Origin of the sequence: Albidovulum denitrificans, from assembly GCF_002973535.1 — a bacterium.
Taxonomy (GTDB): Bacteria; Pseudomonadota; Alphaproteobacteria; order Rhodobacterales; family Rhodobacteraceae; genus Albidovulum; species Albidovulum denitrificans.
Genome location: NZ_PVEP01000010.1, coordinates 23,406 through 36,907, shown reverse-complemented (window position 1 = coordinate 36,907; position 13,502 = coordinate 23,406). Strand labels below are relative to the sequence as shown.

Annotated in this window: 13 protein-coding genes; 7 read left to right on the top strand and 6 right to left on the bottom strand. The window is 66.2% G+C overall.

The features are described 5' to 3' along the window. Window positions 1-61 precede the first annotated feature (61 nt). Window positions 62-1,495: an extracellular solute-binding protein gene (locus LX70_RS17325; protein WP_105516050.1), complete on the bottom strand. Its 1,434-nt coding sequence runs from the start codon at window positions 1,493-1,495 to the stop codon at window positions 62-64. 195 nt (window positions 1,496-1,690) lie between these two features. Here LX70_RS17325 and LX70_RS17320 point away from each other — a divergent pair, with 195 nt between their 5' ends. The 7 genes from LX70_RS17320 (at window position 1,691) to LX70_RS17290 (ending at window position 8,205) form a co-directional block, all read left to right on the top strand. Continuing rightward, entirely contained in the window at window positions 1,691-2,680 is a 990-nt protein-coding gene (locus LX70_RS17320) for a sugar-binding transcriptional regulator (protein ID WP_105516049.1), read from the top strand. Window positions 2,681-2,785: 105 nt separating this feature from the next. Further along, window positions 2,786-3,670 carry a sugar phosphate isomerase/epimerase family protein gene (locus LX70_RS17315; RefSeq protein WP_105516048.1) on the top strand — a complete coding sequence of 295 codons (885 nt, stop codon included), beginning with the start codon at window positions 2,786-2,788 and terminating at the stop codon, window positions 3,668-3,670. Window positions 3,671-3,679: 9 nt separating this feature from the next. Next, on the top strand, window positions 3,680-4,660 hold the full coding sequence (locus LX70_RS17310) for a tagatose kinase (protein ID WP_105516047.1): 981 nt from the start codon (window positions 3,680-3,682) through the stop codon (window positions 4,658-4,660). Continuing rightward, complete coding sequence (locus LX70_RS17305; protein WP_105516046.1) at window positions 4,660-5,937, top strand: class II D-tagatose-bisphosphate aldolase, non-catalytic subunit; 1,278 nt, start codon at window positions 4,660-4,662, stop codon at window positions 5,935-5,937. Before LX70_RS17310 ends, LX70_RS17305 begins: the two co-directional genes overlap by 1 nt. 17 nt (window positions 5,938-5,954) lie before the next feature. Beyond that, window positions 5,955-6,719 carry an SDR family NAD(P)-dependent oxidoreductase gene (locus LX70_RS17300; protein ID WP_105516045.1) on the top strand — a complete coding sequence of 255 codons (765 nt, stop codon included), beginning with the start codon at window positions 5,955-5,957 and terminating at the stop codon, window positions 6,717-6,719. Window positions 6,720-6,735: 16 nt separating this feature from the next. Then, on the top strand, window positions 6,736-7,464 hold the full coding sequence (locus LX70_RS17295) for an SDR family oxidoreductase (protein WP_105516044.1): 729 nt from the start codon (window positions 6,736-6,738) through the stop codon (window positions 7,462-7,464). A gap of 9 nt (window positions 7,465-7,473) precedes the next feature. Next, window positions 7,474-8,205 carry an SDR family oxidoreductase gene (locus tag LX70_RS17290; protein ID WP_105516043.1) on the top strand — a complete coding sequence of 244 codons (732 nt, stop codon included), beginning with the start codon at window positions 7,474-7,476 and terminating at the stop codon, window positions 8,203-8,205. Window positions 8,206-8,292: 87 nt separating this feature from the next. Here the strand turns inward: LX70_RS17290 and LX70_RS17285 are convergent, their stop codons facing one another. The 5 genes from LX70_RS17285 to LX70_RS17265 are packed head-to-tail and all read right to left on the bottom strand — an operon-like array spanning window position 8,293 to window position 13,496. Then, a complete protein-coding gene (locus LX70_RS17285) occupies window positions 8,293-9,669 on the bottom strand; it encodes an FGGY-family carbohydrate kinase (protein WP_105516042.1) in 1,377 nt (458 codons plus the stop codon). Next, window positions 9,666-9,980 (bottom strand): L-rhamnose mutarotase, encoded by a 315-nt coding sequence (rhaM, locus tag LX70_RS17280; protein WP_105516141.1) that lies wholly within the window; start codon window positions 9,978-9,980, stop codon window positions 9,666-9,668. Before rhaM ends, LX70_RS17285 begins: the two co-directional genes overlap by 4 nt. A gap of 11 nt (window positions 9,981-9,991) precedes the next feature. Further along, window positions 9,992-10,978 carry an ABC transporter permease gene (locus LX70_RS17275; protein WP_105516041.1) on the bottom strand — a complete coding sequence of 329 codons (987 nt, stop codon included), beginning with the start codon at window positions 10,976-10,978 and terminating at the stop codon, window positions 9,992-9,994. Continuing rightward, window positions 10,975-11,958 carry an ABC transporter permease gene (locus tag LX70_RS17270; RefSeq protein WP_105516040.1) on the bottom strand — a complete coding sequence of 328 codons (984 nt, stop codon included), beginning with the start codon at window positions 11,956-11,958 and terminating at the stop codon, window positions 10,975-10,977. The genes LX70_RS17275 and LX70_RS17270 overlap by 4 nt, the downstream gene beginning before the upstream one ends. Then, window positions 11,955-13,496 (bottom strand): sugar ABC transporter ATP-binding protein, encoded by a 1,542-nt coding sequence (locus LX70_RS17265; RefSeq protein WP_211301751.1) that lies wholly within the window; start codon window positions 13,494-13,496, stop codon window positions 11,955-11,957. The genes LX70_RS17270 and LX70_RS17265 overlap by 4 nt, the downstream gene beginning before the upstream one ends. Window positions 13,497-13,502: the final 6 nt, after the last annotated feature.

The following is a 13,502-nucleotide window of genomic DNA, read 5'->3' as shown; positions in this document are numbered from 1 at the left end:
GGTTCGGGAGAAGAACGGGCCGCCGCCGGACGCGGCGACCCGTCTTGTCGTGGTGGCAGGTCTACTTGCGGTAGCCGAGCGCCGTAAGCTCTTCCTCGGCCTTCGCGGCCATCTGGTCGAGGCCGGTATCCGGGTCGATCGCGCCGGTCAGGATCTGATAGAAGATCGGCGCCGTCGCCTCGCGCACCTGCGCGTGGAACGGATAGGCGGGCGCCCCGGCAAAGAGCCGACCCTGATCCTTCAGCATGGTGAAGTAGCCGTTCAGCTTCTTGTCAAGGTCCTGCACCTTCGGGTCGTCATAGGTCGCGGTATTGGTGATCCGCGATCCGGCGACGGCCCAGTCCGGCTGCACCTCGTTCTGCGCGATGTATTCAAGGAACAGCATCGAGGCTTCCTTGTTCTTCGACGTGACCGGCAGGCCGAAGGCGCCGCCGTCATAATAGCCGATATAGCCCTTGCCGGATTCCGCATCGGCCAGCACGCCGTCCGAAAGCGGCGGCAGCGCCACGCCGACATTGCCGACAACCCGCGACTTCGTCTCGTCCGAGGCGACCCAGGCGGCGTTCTCGCCATAGACCAGCCCCTGCGCGGCACGGCCCGCGGCAAAGGTCGTCGCCACTTCGGTCCAGGTCGACTGGTTCGATTCCGGCGGCGCCACGTCACGCAGGTGCAGCCACCATTTCATCGCCGCCTTCGCCTCGTCCGAGTTCATCGTGCCGCCATTGGCCACGCTGGCTGCGTAGTTGTTGCCCGCGTCGATGCCCCAGCTATAGACGCCATAGGTCGGCGCGACGGATTCGAAGAACTCATACCAGGACGCCGGATGCCCGGTATGGGCCTGCGCGGTCGTCCCCCAAAGCTGTTCGTCGTGATCCTTGCCCCACTGGGTGAAGAAATCCGCGATCTCGGTGTATTCCTCGTGCGTGGTCGCGGGCTTCAGGTCCTTGCCGGTCTTTTCCTTGAACGCGGCCTGCACCTCGGGATCGTTGAACAGGTCGGTGCGGTAGAGATAGACCTTGATGAAGGCTTCCATCGGGATGCCGAACAGGTCGCCCTTGTCGCCCTTGAAGTAATTGGCGAAGGTGGTGAAATTCGCCTCGTCATAGGTCGGCGCCTTCAGCTCCGGGTGGTCCTTCAGAAGCTGGGTGGTATCGACAAGGAAGTCGCGCGACAGGTAGGCGTAGATGATGTCCTGCTCGATATAGACCATGTCATAGATGCCGGTGCCGGCCTCCATGTCCTTGATCGCCTTGTCGTACATCTGGTCCCAGGACGTCGTCTCGATTTCCACCTTGATGCCGGTCTTGGCCTCGAATTCCGGGGCAAGCACGTCCTTGACGTAGTTCGACGGCGGCGTCGATTCCGTCACGCCGTGCAGCACGACGCCCTGATAGGGCTTGGCCGCTTCGGCCCAGAACGCATCATCCGCGAAGGCGCCGCCGGTGGCGACGATCAACGCAAGCACGGACGCGCCGAGCTTGTTCGCAATCTTCATGGGTCTTCCTCCCTTTTCGTGTCCATGCGCACAGCGGGGGATCTTTCCCTCCGCCCGGCGCCTCACGGCCACCTCAATACAAATGTAAATAAAATTTTTCAACTGAAAATTTCATCTGTATCGGAGCAAGCCCAGATGTAAGGTTGTGGCATTCCGCGCCACGATGACGTAGGCATACCGAAACGGGAAAGCGCCATGCCGAAGGATGCCCAAAGCGACAGCGACGCCTTTATCACCGAGGTGTGCTGGCACTATTACATCAACGAGATGACCCAGGCCGAGATTGCCGAGGTGATGGGCGTGACCCGGTTGCGCGTCAACCAGGCGATCCAGCGCGCCAAGCAGACCGGCATGGTCAAGGTGCAGATCGAATCGCCCTTCCTGCCCCGACTCGACCTTCAGGATGCGCTGAAGCAGCGCTTCGGTCTGGACGGCGCCCATGTGGCCCCCGCCAACCCCCGCGCCTATGACTATCACCGCCCGGTCGGCGCCGCGCTGGCCGATTACCTGACCGCCAGCCTGAAGACGAAAAGCTGGAAGAAGATCGGCGTGTCCTGGGGCATGACGCTTCAGGCGGCGATCACCCGGATGACGGAACAGTCCTACCCGGAGATCGAGGTCCTTTCGATGATCGGCGGCACCTCGCAGGGTGCGCGGTTCAATTCCTTCGGCATCGCCTCGGGCTTTGCCGAACGGTTGGGGGCCAAGTATTCGCTGCTTGCCGCGCCGGTCTTCCTGTCCGAAGGGGTCGATCTGGACCTTTTCCTGTCGCAGACGCTGTTTCAGACCCATATCGCGAAGTTCCGCGAACTCGACGCCGCGATCCTGACGGCCAGCAACCTTTCGGAACGCTCCTACCTGATCTCCACCGGCCTGCCGGATGAGATCAGCACAGCCGACCTGACGAAGGCGGGCGCCATCGGCGATGTCGTGGGCCGGTTCCTCGACACCGACGGCAACAGCGTGTCGAACGCGCTGGAAGGCCGCACCATCGGCATCGACCTTGAGGTGCTGCGCGCCATCCCCGACCGGATTCTGGCCGCCGCTGGCCATCACAAGGTGGAGATTATCGTTGCCGCCCTGAAGCGGGGCCTTGCCAACACCCTCATCACCGATGACGTCACCGCACCGCTCTTGCTCGACAGCGCGCAAAATCCATTTGTAATTTTTTATATGCACTTGTAAGTTTCGCCGCGGAGGGGCCGATCCGCGCGGCGACGCCCCCGTATCGTATCGCCGGACCACCCCGGTCAGACGGGAGGGACGGCGCCTGCAAAAGGGGGCGGACAGATGCATCGTCTTGGCATTCATTCCTTCGTCTGGACCGGCGGTCAGACGCAGGAAGGGCTTGAGATGGCCCTCGAAAAATCGGCCGAACACGGCTACCGCGCCATCGAGTTCGCCTATCTCCGGCCCGAGCGGTTCGACCTTGACCGGCTGGCGCGGAAGGCGCAGGCGCTTGACGTCGAGATCGGCGTCACGATGGGCCTGCCGCTGGACAAGGACGTGTCGAGCGAGGACCGCGAGACGGTCGCGCGCGGCGCCTCCATGCTGGCCGATGCGGTCCGGGCGGTGCGCGACATCGGCGGCACCAAGCTGGGCGGCATCCTTTATTCGGCCCATACCAAGTACAACCGCCTGCCCACAGCCGAGGGCTGGAAGAACAGCGTCGCCACCATCGCGCAAACGGGCGAAATCGCGAAGGACGCGGGCATCGACCTGGTGCTTGAGGTCGTCAACCGCTTCGAGACCAACCTGCTGAACACCACCGCGCAGGGGATGAAGTTCATCGACGACACCGGATCGGACCATGTCCGGCTGCATCTTGACACCTTCCACATGAACATCGAAGAGGCCAACCCCGCCGCCGCGATCCGCCTTGCCGGCGACCGGCTGGGATATTTCCACATCGGCGAAAGCAATCGCGGCTATCTGGGGGACGGGGTCATAGACTTTGACCTGATCTTCGACGCGCTGCTCGACATCGGCTATGCGCGCGACGTGGTCTTCGAAAGCTTCTCGACCGCCATTGTGGATGAAGGGCTGTCGCTGGCCTGCGCGATCTGGCGCGACACCTGGACGAAGAACGACCCCCTCGCCGCCCATGCCAGGCAGTTCATCGAAACCAAATACGCCGAGGCGCAGCGCCGCCGCGCCACCAATGCCCGGCCCTGAGGGACGCCGATGACGCTTGCCCCCGATACGCTTGGCCCGACCGTGACGATCGGCGAGATCCTGGTGGAGATCGTCGCCACGACGCCCGGCAACGGCTTTGCCGAGCCGCAGCCGCTTTACGGCCCCTACCCCAGCGGCGCCCCGGCGATCTTCATCGACCAGTGCGGCCGGATGGGCGGCGCGGCCGCGATGATCGGCGCGGTCGGGGCGGACGATTTCGGACGGCTGAACCTTGACCGGCTGCGGCGCGACGGGGTCGATGTCTCTGCCGTGGCGGTGGTGCCGGACCTTCCGACCGGATCGGCCTTCGTGCGCTACCGCGCGGATGGCGGCCGCGATTTCGTCTTCAACATGTGGACCTCTGCCGCCGGCCGGATCGGCTGGACGCCCGAGGCCGAGGCGCTGATCGCGCGGGCCGGGCATCTGCATGTCATGGGGACGCTTCTTGGCCACCGGCAGGTGTGGGAGATGATCGCCCGCGCGGCCCCGGCGCTCAAGGCACGCGGCGGCACCGTGTCGCTTGACCCCAACCTCAGGCCCGAGCTTGCCTCGGACGGCGACCTGCGCGCGCGGCTCGACCGGATCGTGGCGCTGTCGGACCTGATCCTGCCCTCGGGGGAAGAGCTTTACATCGCTGCCGGGCTGGACCCGGCTATCGGGGAAAGCGCCGCGTTGCACCGCCTCTTCAACGCCGGCGTCCGGGAAATCGCGCTGAAACGCGGCGCGGCGGGGTCCTCGGCGCTCCTCGCCGATGGCACGCGCCATGACGCGGCGGCTTTCGCGGTGACAGAGACCGATCCGACCGGCGCGGGCGATTGCTTTGGCGGCGCCTATGTCGCCTGCCGCAGGCTGGGCATGGCCCCGGCCATGGCGCTGACCTATGCCAATGCCGCCGGGGCGCGCAACGTCACGGTACGCGGCCCGATGGAAGGCGCGGGGACGCGGGACGAGCTGGACCGCTTCATCGCCGAAACCGGGCGGAGGGCGTGATGGCGCTGGCGCTGACCGATCTCGCCCCGCTTTTCCGGGCCGGAACGCCACGGGGCATCACCTCGGTCTGTTCCGCCCATCCGGTCGTGCTGCGCGCCGCCCTGCGCCACGGGCGCGAGACGGGCGCGACCGTGCTGATCGAGGCGACCTGCAACCAGGTCAACCATCAGGGCGGCTATACCGGCATGACGCCCACCGATTTCGTGGCGCTGGTGCGCGACCTCGCGCGGCAGGAGGGCTGTCCCGAGGGGCAGATCGTGCTGGGCGGCGATCACCTTGGCCCCAACCCCTGGCGCCACCTTCCGGCCGAGACGGCGATGGCCGAGGCCGAACGCATGGTCGCGGCCTATGCCGGGGCCGGGTTCCTCAAGCTGCATCTCGACGCCTCGATGGCCTGCGCCGACGACACCGCCCCGCCCGACGACATGACCGTCGCCGCCCGCGCCGCGCGCCTTGCCGCCGTCGCGGAGGATACCGCGCGCAAGGCGGGCGGGCCGATGCCGGTCTACATCATCGGGACCGAGGTCCCGCCCCCCGGCGGCGCCGACCATGCGCTTGACGCGATCACCCCCACCGCCCCGGCCAATGCCGACCGGACCTTCGCGGTTCACGCCCGCGTCTTCGCCGAACGCGGGCTGGCCGATGCGCTGGCCCGCGTGGTGGGCATCGTGGTGCAACCGGGCGTCGAGTTCGGCAATCAGAACGTGGTCTTCTATGACCCCGCCAAGGCCCGCGCCCTGACCGGCGTTCTGGCCCACCACCCCGCGCTGGTGTTCGAGGCGCATTCCACCGACTATCAGGGCGCGGCACCGCTGAGCGCCCTTGTCACCGACGGCTTTGCCGTCCTCAAGGTCGGGCCGGAACTGACCTTCGTCCTGCGCGAGGCGCTCTATGCGCTGGACCTGATCGCCTCGGACCTGCTGCCGGATTATGGCGACAGGCCGCTATACCGGGCGATGGAGGGGCTGATGTGCGCCGCGCCGGACCACTGGCAGGGCCATTACCGCACCGGCCCCGCGCGCCTTCTGCGGCATTATTCGCTGTCCGACCGCATCCGCTATTACTGGACCGCACCCGCGGCCGAGGCCGCCGTGGCGCGGCTGACGGAGGCGCTGGCGGGGCAATCCGTGCCGCGGCCCCTGTTCTGGCAGCACATGCCCGCCGCCGCCCGCTTTGCCGACGCGCCCCTTGACCCCGATGAGGTTCTGATCTGGCGCGTCACCGAAAGCCTGAAAACCTATCACGCCGCCTGCCAGCCCGGCGGTGCGGCCGCCTGACCCACCCGGAGGACCCCATGACCCCATCCCAGTTCCGCCTCGACGGCAAGGTCGCCCTGATCACCGGCGCCAACCGGGGCATCGGCCTTGCCATCGCCCGACTGTTCGGCGGGGTCGGCGCGCGATGCCTGCTGACCAGCCGGTCGGAAACGCCCGCACTGAAGGAACTTCTGGCCAGCGATCCCGACCGCTTTGCCTGGGTGCAGGCCGACGTGACCGGGCAAGACGCCCCCGCCCGGATCGTCACCGCGGCGCTGGAGCGTTTCGGCAGGCTCGACGTGCTGGTCAACAATGCCGGGGTTGCCGATAACGGCGATTTCCACGACTTCACCGACGCCCAGCTGGCGCGGATCATGGACACGAACTTTACCGCCCCGTTCCGCATCGCGCGCGAGGCGATCAGACCGATGCTGGATCAGGGATCGGGCGCCATCGTCAACATCGGCTCCATCTCCGGCTATGTCGCGAACACGCCGCAGCTTCAGGTCGCCTACAACTCCTCCAAGGCCGCGATCCACCAGATGACGACGACGATGGCCTTCGAATATGCGGGCCGGGGCATCCGCGTGAACGCGCTGGCGCCCGGTTACGTCATATCGGACATGACGGCGGGGGGCATCGCCAATGCCGACTGGAACCGCGTCTGGACGGAAAACACGCCGATGCGCCGCTTCGCAGAGCCCGAGGAGATGGCCACCTGCGCGCTATTTCTGGCGTCGGACGCCGCATCCTATGTCACCGGCGCGACGCTGATCGCGGACGGCGGCTATACCACACATTGAACGAAGGATCAGGGACATGACGGGCAAACTGAACGGCAAGATCGCGGCCATCACCGGCGCGGCCTCGGGCATCGGCCTTGCGACGGCCGAGGCGCTGATCGCGGAAGGGGCGCGGGTCGTCTTCGTCGACCGCGACAGGGCGGCGCTGGACCGGCTGACGGCACAGCACGGCGACCGGGCCGTGGCGCAGGTGACCGACCTGCTGGACGCCGCAAGCTGCGACGCGATGGTGCCGGAGATCCTGGAGAAGGTCGGCCAGATCGACATCCTGCATTGCAACGCAGGCACCTATATCGGAGGTGACCTGACCGAGACGAACGCCGCCACCATCGACCGGATGCTGAACCTCAACATCAACGCGGTGATGAAGAACGTCCACGCCGTGATCCCGCATATGGCCGAACGCGGCACCGGCGACATCGTCGTGACCTGCTCGGTGGCCGGCCATTCCGCGATCCCGTGGGAGCCGGTCTATTCCGGGTCCAAATGGGCGATCACCTGCTTCGTGCAGACCATGCGGCGGCAGTTGAACAAGAAGGGCATCCGGGTCAGCCAGGTCTCTCCCGGTCCGGTGATTTCGGCGCTTCTGGCCGACTGGCCGGAGGAGAACCTGAGGAAGGCGAAGGAAAGCGGTTCGCTGATCGAGCCGTCCGAGGTTGCCGACAGCATCGTCTTCATGCTGACCCGTCCGCGCAACGTCACGATCCGCGACATGATCGTGCTGCCCACCAATTTCGACATCTGAGGCGCTGCCATGACCGATCTGAGCGGGTTGACGGCCCTCATCACCGGCGCGGCGGGCGGTATCGGCGCGGCAATGGCCGAAGGCTTTGCCAAGGCGGGCGCGCGGCTGGCGCTGGTCGATGTGAAGGATGCCAGCGACCTTGCCGCCCGCCTCGGCGGCGATCATCGCGCCTACCAGCTTGACCTTGCGGACCCCGCCGCCATTGCCCGGACCGTGGCCGGGATCGGCGCGGAGATGGGGATCGACATCCTCGTCAACAACGCGGGCTATGGCGTGATTTTCCCGGCCGAGCAAACCGACATCGCCGCCTGGGACCGGACGCTGGCCATCAACCTGCGTGCGCCCTGGCTGATGGGGGCCGCCGCCCTGCCCTTCCTGAAGGTCAGCGGGCGGGGGCGGATCATCAACATCGCCTCGCAGGCCGGTGTCGTCGCCATCGCCGAACACGCGGCCTATGGCGCAAGCAAGGCGGGGCTGGTCAACCTCACGCAGGTGATGGCCGTCGAATGGGCACGCCACGGCATCACCGCGAACGCCATCGCGCCGACCGTGGTGGAAACACCGATGGCAATCGTCGGCTGGGCGGGCGAGAAGGGCGACCGGCACCGGGCGGAGATCCCCGTCGGCCGCTTCGCCAAACCGTCCGAGATCGCGGCGGCGGCGCTCTACCTCGCCTCGGCCGAGGCGGGGATCATCAACGGCGCCACCCTGATGGCCGATGGCGGCTTCACGATCCGCTAGAGCATTTCGGGTTTACACTGAATCAGAATTCGAACTTATTTCGTTCGAATTCTGATACTTACTCTCTCAACGATAGCCCGAAACGCTTTAATCGCCGACCGCTTCCGCCCATCGCCGGGCATAGCGCTGCATCGCGTCACGCGCGCGCGGCGGGGCATGATCGGCATAGCGCAGCCCTGAAATGGCGCCCGGCGCGGCCAGCAGCGCCGCCCCCTGGCTTGTCCCCGTCGCGCTGCCCGCCTTGGCGACCGCGCTGCCCGTCGCCGCCGACAGCATGTCGCAATAGGCGCCGTTGCGGGCGAACGGCCCCTCGACCAGAATCGTTCCCCGATGCCCGATCAGCGTCAGGCAGCGCGCGGTGACCAGCGCGAGGTAGTAGCCGACCGCCGCGGATCGCGTCCCGCTTCCCGGCTCCGGCTCTCCCGCTGTCCAGCGGGCGGCGCGCCCCTGAAACGGGCCGGTATCCGGCACCACGGCGGGCAGCAGCATGACCCCTTCGTCCAGCACAGCCAGCGCCTCCGCATCGGTCGGGTCGCGGTATCCTTCCGCCAGCAGCAGGTCGAACTCCCGCCCGCCCATGAACCGGGCCGAGGGGACCGGATCGCCAAGGGCGTTCACGTTCACCAGCGTGTCCTTCGCCGGGTCAAGCGTGACGGCAGCACCGCCCAGCGCCATGGAGATGACCCAGGTCCCGCTGGACACGACCGAAAACGGCGCGGCCTGCCCAAGAAGGTGCGGCAGAAGCGAGGCGTTGGAATCGTGGATACCGCAATGGACCGGGGTCGTGGCAGGCAGGCCGGTCGCCTTCGCGATCCCCGGCAGAACCGGGCCGAGGATGTCCGAAGAGGGCCGCGTGGGCGCGATCCGGTCCGCGATCCCAAGACGCTGCGCCAGCGAGGACAGCCGCCCGGCGTAAGGGTTCCAGAGGTCGGTATGACAGCCCAGGGAGCTTGCATCCGTGGCCGCGACACCCGTCAGGCGAAAGGCCCAGTATTGCGGATAGGTCAGGATCGCCCGCACCCGATCCCTCAACCCCGGATCGGTGGCGAATTGCCAATAAAGCTGCGCGCCGACGTTCAGCCCCATCCCCAGACGCGGCGACCCGGTTTCCGAAAACGGCGGGCGGATGCTGTCATAGTCCGCGCGCATCTCGTCCGGCCCGGCATGTTCATAATCCAGCATCGGCGCCGCCAGCCGCCCCGCGCCGTCCAGCAACACGCAGGAGGCACCATGCGTCGTGACGGAAATCGCGTCGATGCCATGGCTGCGCTGAAACTCTGCCAGACCGGCCAGCAGGAACTGCCAATGCCCCCCCAGGTCGAAATGCGGCCAGGGTGGCCCCGGCCGCACGATGTTCGGCCGCGTCAGGACGGCGATTTCCACAAGGCTTTCGGTATCGACCAGCGCCAGCTTGGCGTTGGTCTTGCCGATGTCGATGACGGCGACGTGGCGGGGCGTGGTCATGGCATGTGAAAGACAGTGACAAGCGGTGTCGCGACGGGTTCGTTATCCGGCTTCACCACCATGATGTCGGCCATATGCGCCCACCAGCGCCGCATGACGGGATGGTCCGGCAGGGCGTCCATCCCGTGATCCTCCGCCCGCCAGAGGACGCCGAACAGGGTGTGCGTCTCCTCGTCAAGGTGGATCGAATAGTCCGACACGCCCGCATCCTTCAGAAGCACCACAAGCTCGGGCCAGATCGCGTCGTGCCGACGCTTGTATTCCGCGCTCATCCCCGGATTGAGCTGCATCCTGAAGGCGTATTTCTCCATCTTCCCCCCGATCACCCGCGACGCATCATCGACCAGAGCCGTGGCAGCGCGATGACCCCGATCAAGAGGGCGCCGATGAAGATCGACATGACGATACCCGGCACATTCAAAAGGCCCAGCCCGAAGGTGACAAGCCCCATCACGAAGGCCGCGATCACGACACCGGGGATGGAACCGGAACCGCCAAGGATATTGACCCCGCCAAGGACGACCATCGTCACCACCTCAAGCTCCATCCCGACGCCGATCGAGGGGCGGGTGGACCCGAGGCGCGAGGTCAGGCACACCGCGGCCAGCCCGGACATGAGGCCGGTCAGCAGGAACAGGATGAACTTCACCCGGTTCACCCGGATCCCGGAAAAGAGCGCCCCGGTCGCGTTGTTGCCGATGGCATAGACGGCGCGGCCGAAATTCGTCTTGTGCAGCACGATGGCATAGATCACGGCCAGGATCAGGAACAGCACGAACTCGAAGCTCAGCACCCAGACGACATAGCCCTGGCCGAAATAGTCGAACCCGGCCGGATAGCCGCCATAGACCCCGTCGCCAAGGACGATGTAGCTGATCCCTCGAAACAGGCTCATCGTGCCGATGGTGACGACGATCGAGGGCAGGCCCATCACCGTCACCAGGACGGCGTTGAACGCCCCGCAGGCAAGGCCCACGCCCAGCCCGATCAGGACCAGCGCCGCCGGTCCCGCCCCGACCTGCGCGGCGGCCCCCATGGCGGTCGAGGCCAGCGCGATGATCGAGGCGACCGAAAGGTCGATTTCCCCCGCGACGATGAGAAGCGCCATGGCCAGCGCGATCATCCCCTTTTCGGTGAAGTTGAAGGTCGCGTCGCTCAGGTTCCAGGCGTTCAGGAAATAGGGCGAGGCCAGCGAATTGACGATGAAGATCGCGACGGCGACCGCCAGAAGCAGCGTTTCCCAGCTTTTCAGGACCCGCGCGAGGGGTGTCGTCAGCCTGTCGGGGATATGGCGTTCGGTCGTCGTCATGCCGCATGCTCCGCCCGTTTGAGGATGACCCGCCCCTTGACCCGGCTGGCGCGTGCGTTCAGCGCGATGGCGATGATGATCGCGCTGCCCGAAATCGCAAGCTGCCAGAAGGGGGAGATATTGATGACCGGCAGCGCGTTCTTGATGACGCCAAGGAACAGCGCCCCCAGAAGCGCCCCGATCACCGACCCGCTGCCCCCCGCGATGGAAACCCCGCCGATCACGCAGGCGGCGACCACGTCAAGTTCAAACCCGCCGGCGATATCGACATAGGCGACGGCGTAGCGCGCCACCCAGAGATAGCCCGTCAGCCCGGCCAGCGCGCCCGAGATGACATAGGCCCAGAACTGCGTCCGCCCGACGTCGATCCCGGTATAGACCGAGGCATGGGGATTGCCGCCCACCGCGAAGAAGGCGCGCCCCAGCGGCGTGCGGGTGGTGACGACATGAAAGAGGACCACCGCCAGGATCGCGATCCAGCCCAGCATTGGCAGGCCAAGGATGACATGGCGTGGAAAACCCTTGAAGGCGGCCGACATCTCATGCGCGTTGACCCATGCGCCATCGGAGATCAGGAAGATGATGCCGCGGAAGATGGTCATGGTCCCCAGCGTCACGACGATGGGCGGGATCGAAAGCTTCCAGACGAAAAAGCCGTTCACCGCGCCAAGCGCCGCACCAAGCGCAACGGCGATGAGAAGGATCACCGCCACCGGAACGCCCGGCGCGGCGGTATTCAGCATCGCCACGACCATCCCCGTCAGCGCAAGGGTGGCGGCGACGGACAGGTCGATGCACTTGGTCAGGATCACGATCATCTGGCCGATGGCCAGCAGGATCAGCGGCGCGGTGTCGTTGAAGACGTTGGCAAGGTTCCGGGGCGTCGCGAAATCGCCGAACCGGGTTGAGATCAGGGCGATCAGCACGACGATGGCGGCCAGCAGCATCGCCTCGCGCGTGGTGGCAAGCCGTTTGATCATCTCCGCACCTCCGAAATGCCCGCCGCGTGGCGGACCAGCGTTTCCGGTGTCATCCCGGCGCCCGACAGCTCGGCCGCGATCCGGCCCTCGCGCATCACGATCACGCGGTCGGACATGCCCAGCACCTCGGGGATTTCCGAACTGACCATGATGACGGCCAGCCCCTGCGCCGCAAGCTCGGCCATGAAGTCATGCACCGCCGCCTTCGATCCGATGTCGATGCCCTTGGTCGGCTCATCAAGGATGATGATCTTGGGCTGCGTCGCCAGCCATTTGGCGATCACCACCTTCTGCTGGTTCCCGCCCGAAAGATTGCCGACCGGCGTATCGAGCGAGGCCGCCCGCAGGTCAAGGCGGCCGGTATAGTCGCGCGCCAGCCGGAATTCCTCGGCCAGCCGCAGAAACCCGGCGCGCGAGAGGCGCGACAGCGAGGGCAGCGTGACGTTCTGAAAGATCGGCAGCGCGGTGATCGCACCCTGCTTGCCGCGATCCTCAGGCACATAGACGATGCCATTGGCCACCGCATCGGCGGGCGAGCGGATGACGCGGACCTTGCCGTCGATCTTCGTCACCCCTTTCGAAGGCTCGGTGATCCCGAAAAGCGCCTGCATGAATTCCGACCGCCCCGCCCCGACAAGGCCGTAAAAGCCAAGGATCTCTCCCTTTCTGAGGGTAAAGCCGATGTCATCGAATTCCGTCGGGTGGCAATAGCCCACGACCTGCAACACCTCATCGCCCGCCTGATGGCTGCGCGAGGGGAATATCTGATCGACCGGGCGGCCGACCATCATCTTCACCAAATCGCCCTCGCTGACCTCGGCGATCCGCCCCGCGCCGACGAACTGGCCGTCACGAAAGACCGTGTAGCGGTCGGCGATGCGAAAGATCTCATCGAACTTGTGCGAGATGAAGAGGATCGCCTTGCCCTGCCCTTTCAGCTTTTCGACAAGCTCGTAAAGCTCCTCGATCTCCTTGTGGCTCAGCGCTGCGGTCGGCTCGTCCATGATGACCACGCGGGCGTCGATGGAAAGCGCGCGGGCGATGGCGACGAGGTGCTTGTTGGCGATGCCAAGGTCGCGCAGCCGCACCGAAGGGTCGATCTCGGCGCCGATACCGTGCAGGATGTCGCGCGCCGCCGACATCATCCGCGCGGTGTCGATCAGGCCGAAGCGGCCGCGCGGGGCGTGGCCAAGAAAGATGTTCTCGGCCACCGACAGCTCATCGAAAAGGACCGTTTCCTGATGGATCGCGGTGATGCCCGCCGCGGCGGCATCCTGCGCGGTGGGAAACCGCGCCGCCGCGCCATCGACGCGGATCGTGCCGCCGTCGGGCTGGTAGATCCCCGTCAGGATCTTGACCACGGTGGACTTGCCCGCGCCGTTTTCCCCGACCAGCGCCGTGACCTCGCCCGGATAGAGGTTCAGCGACACCTCTGACAGCGCCCGCACCCCCGGAAAGGTCTTGGTGACGCCGTCAAGCGCCAGAACCGGGGGCATGTCTGATGGGTCCGCCTGAGCGGAAAGGGCCTGCATTTGCATCGGTCC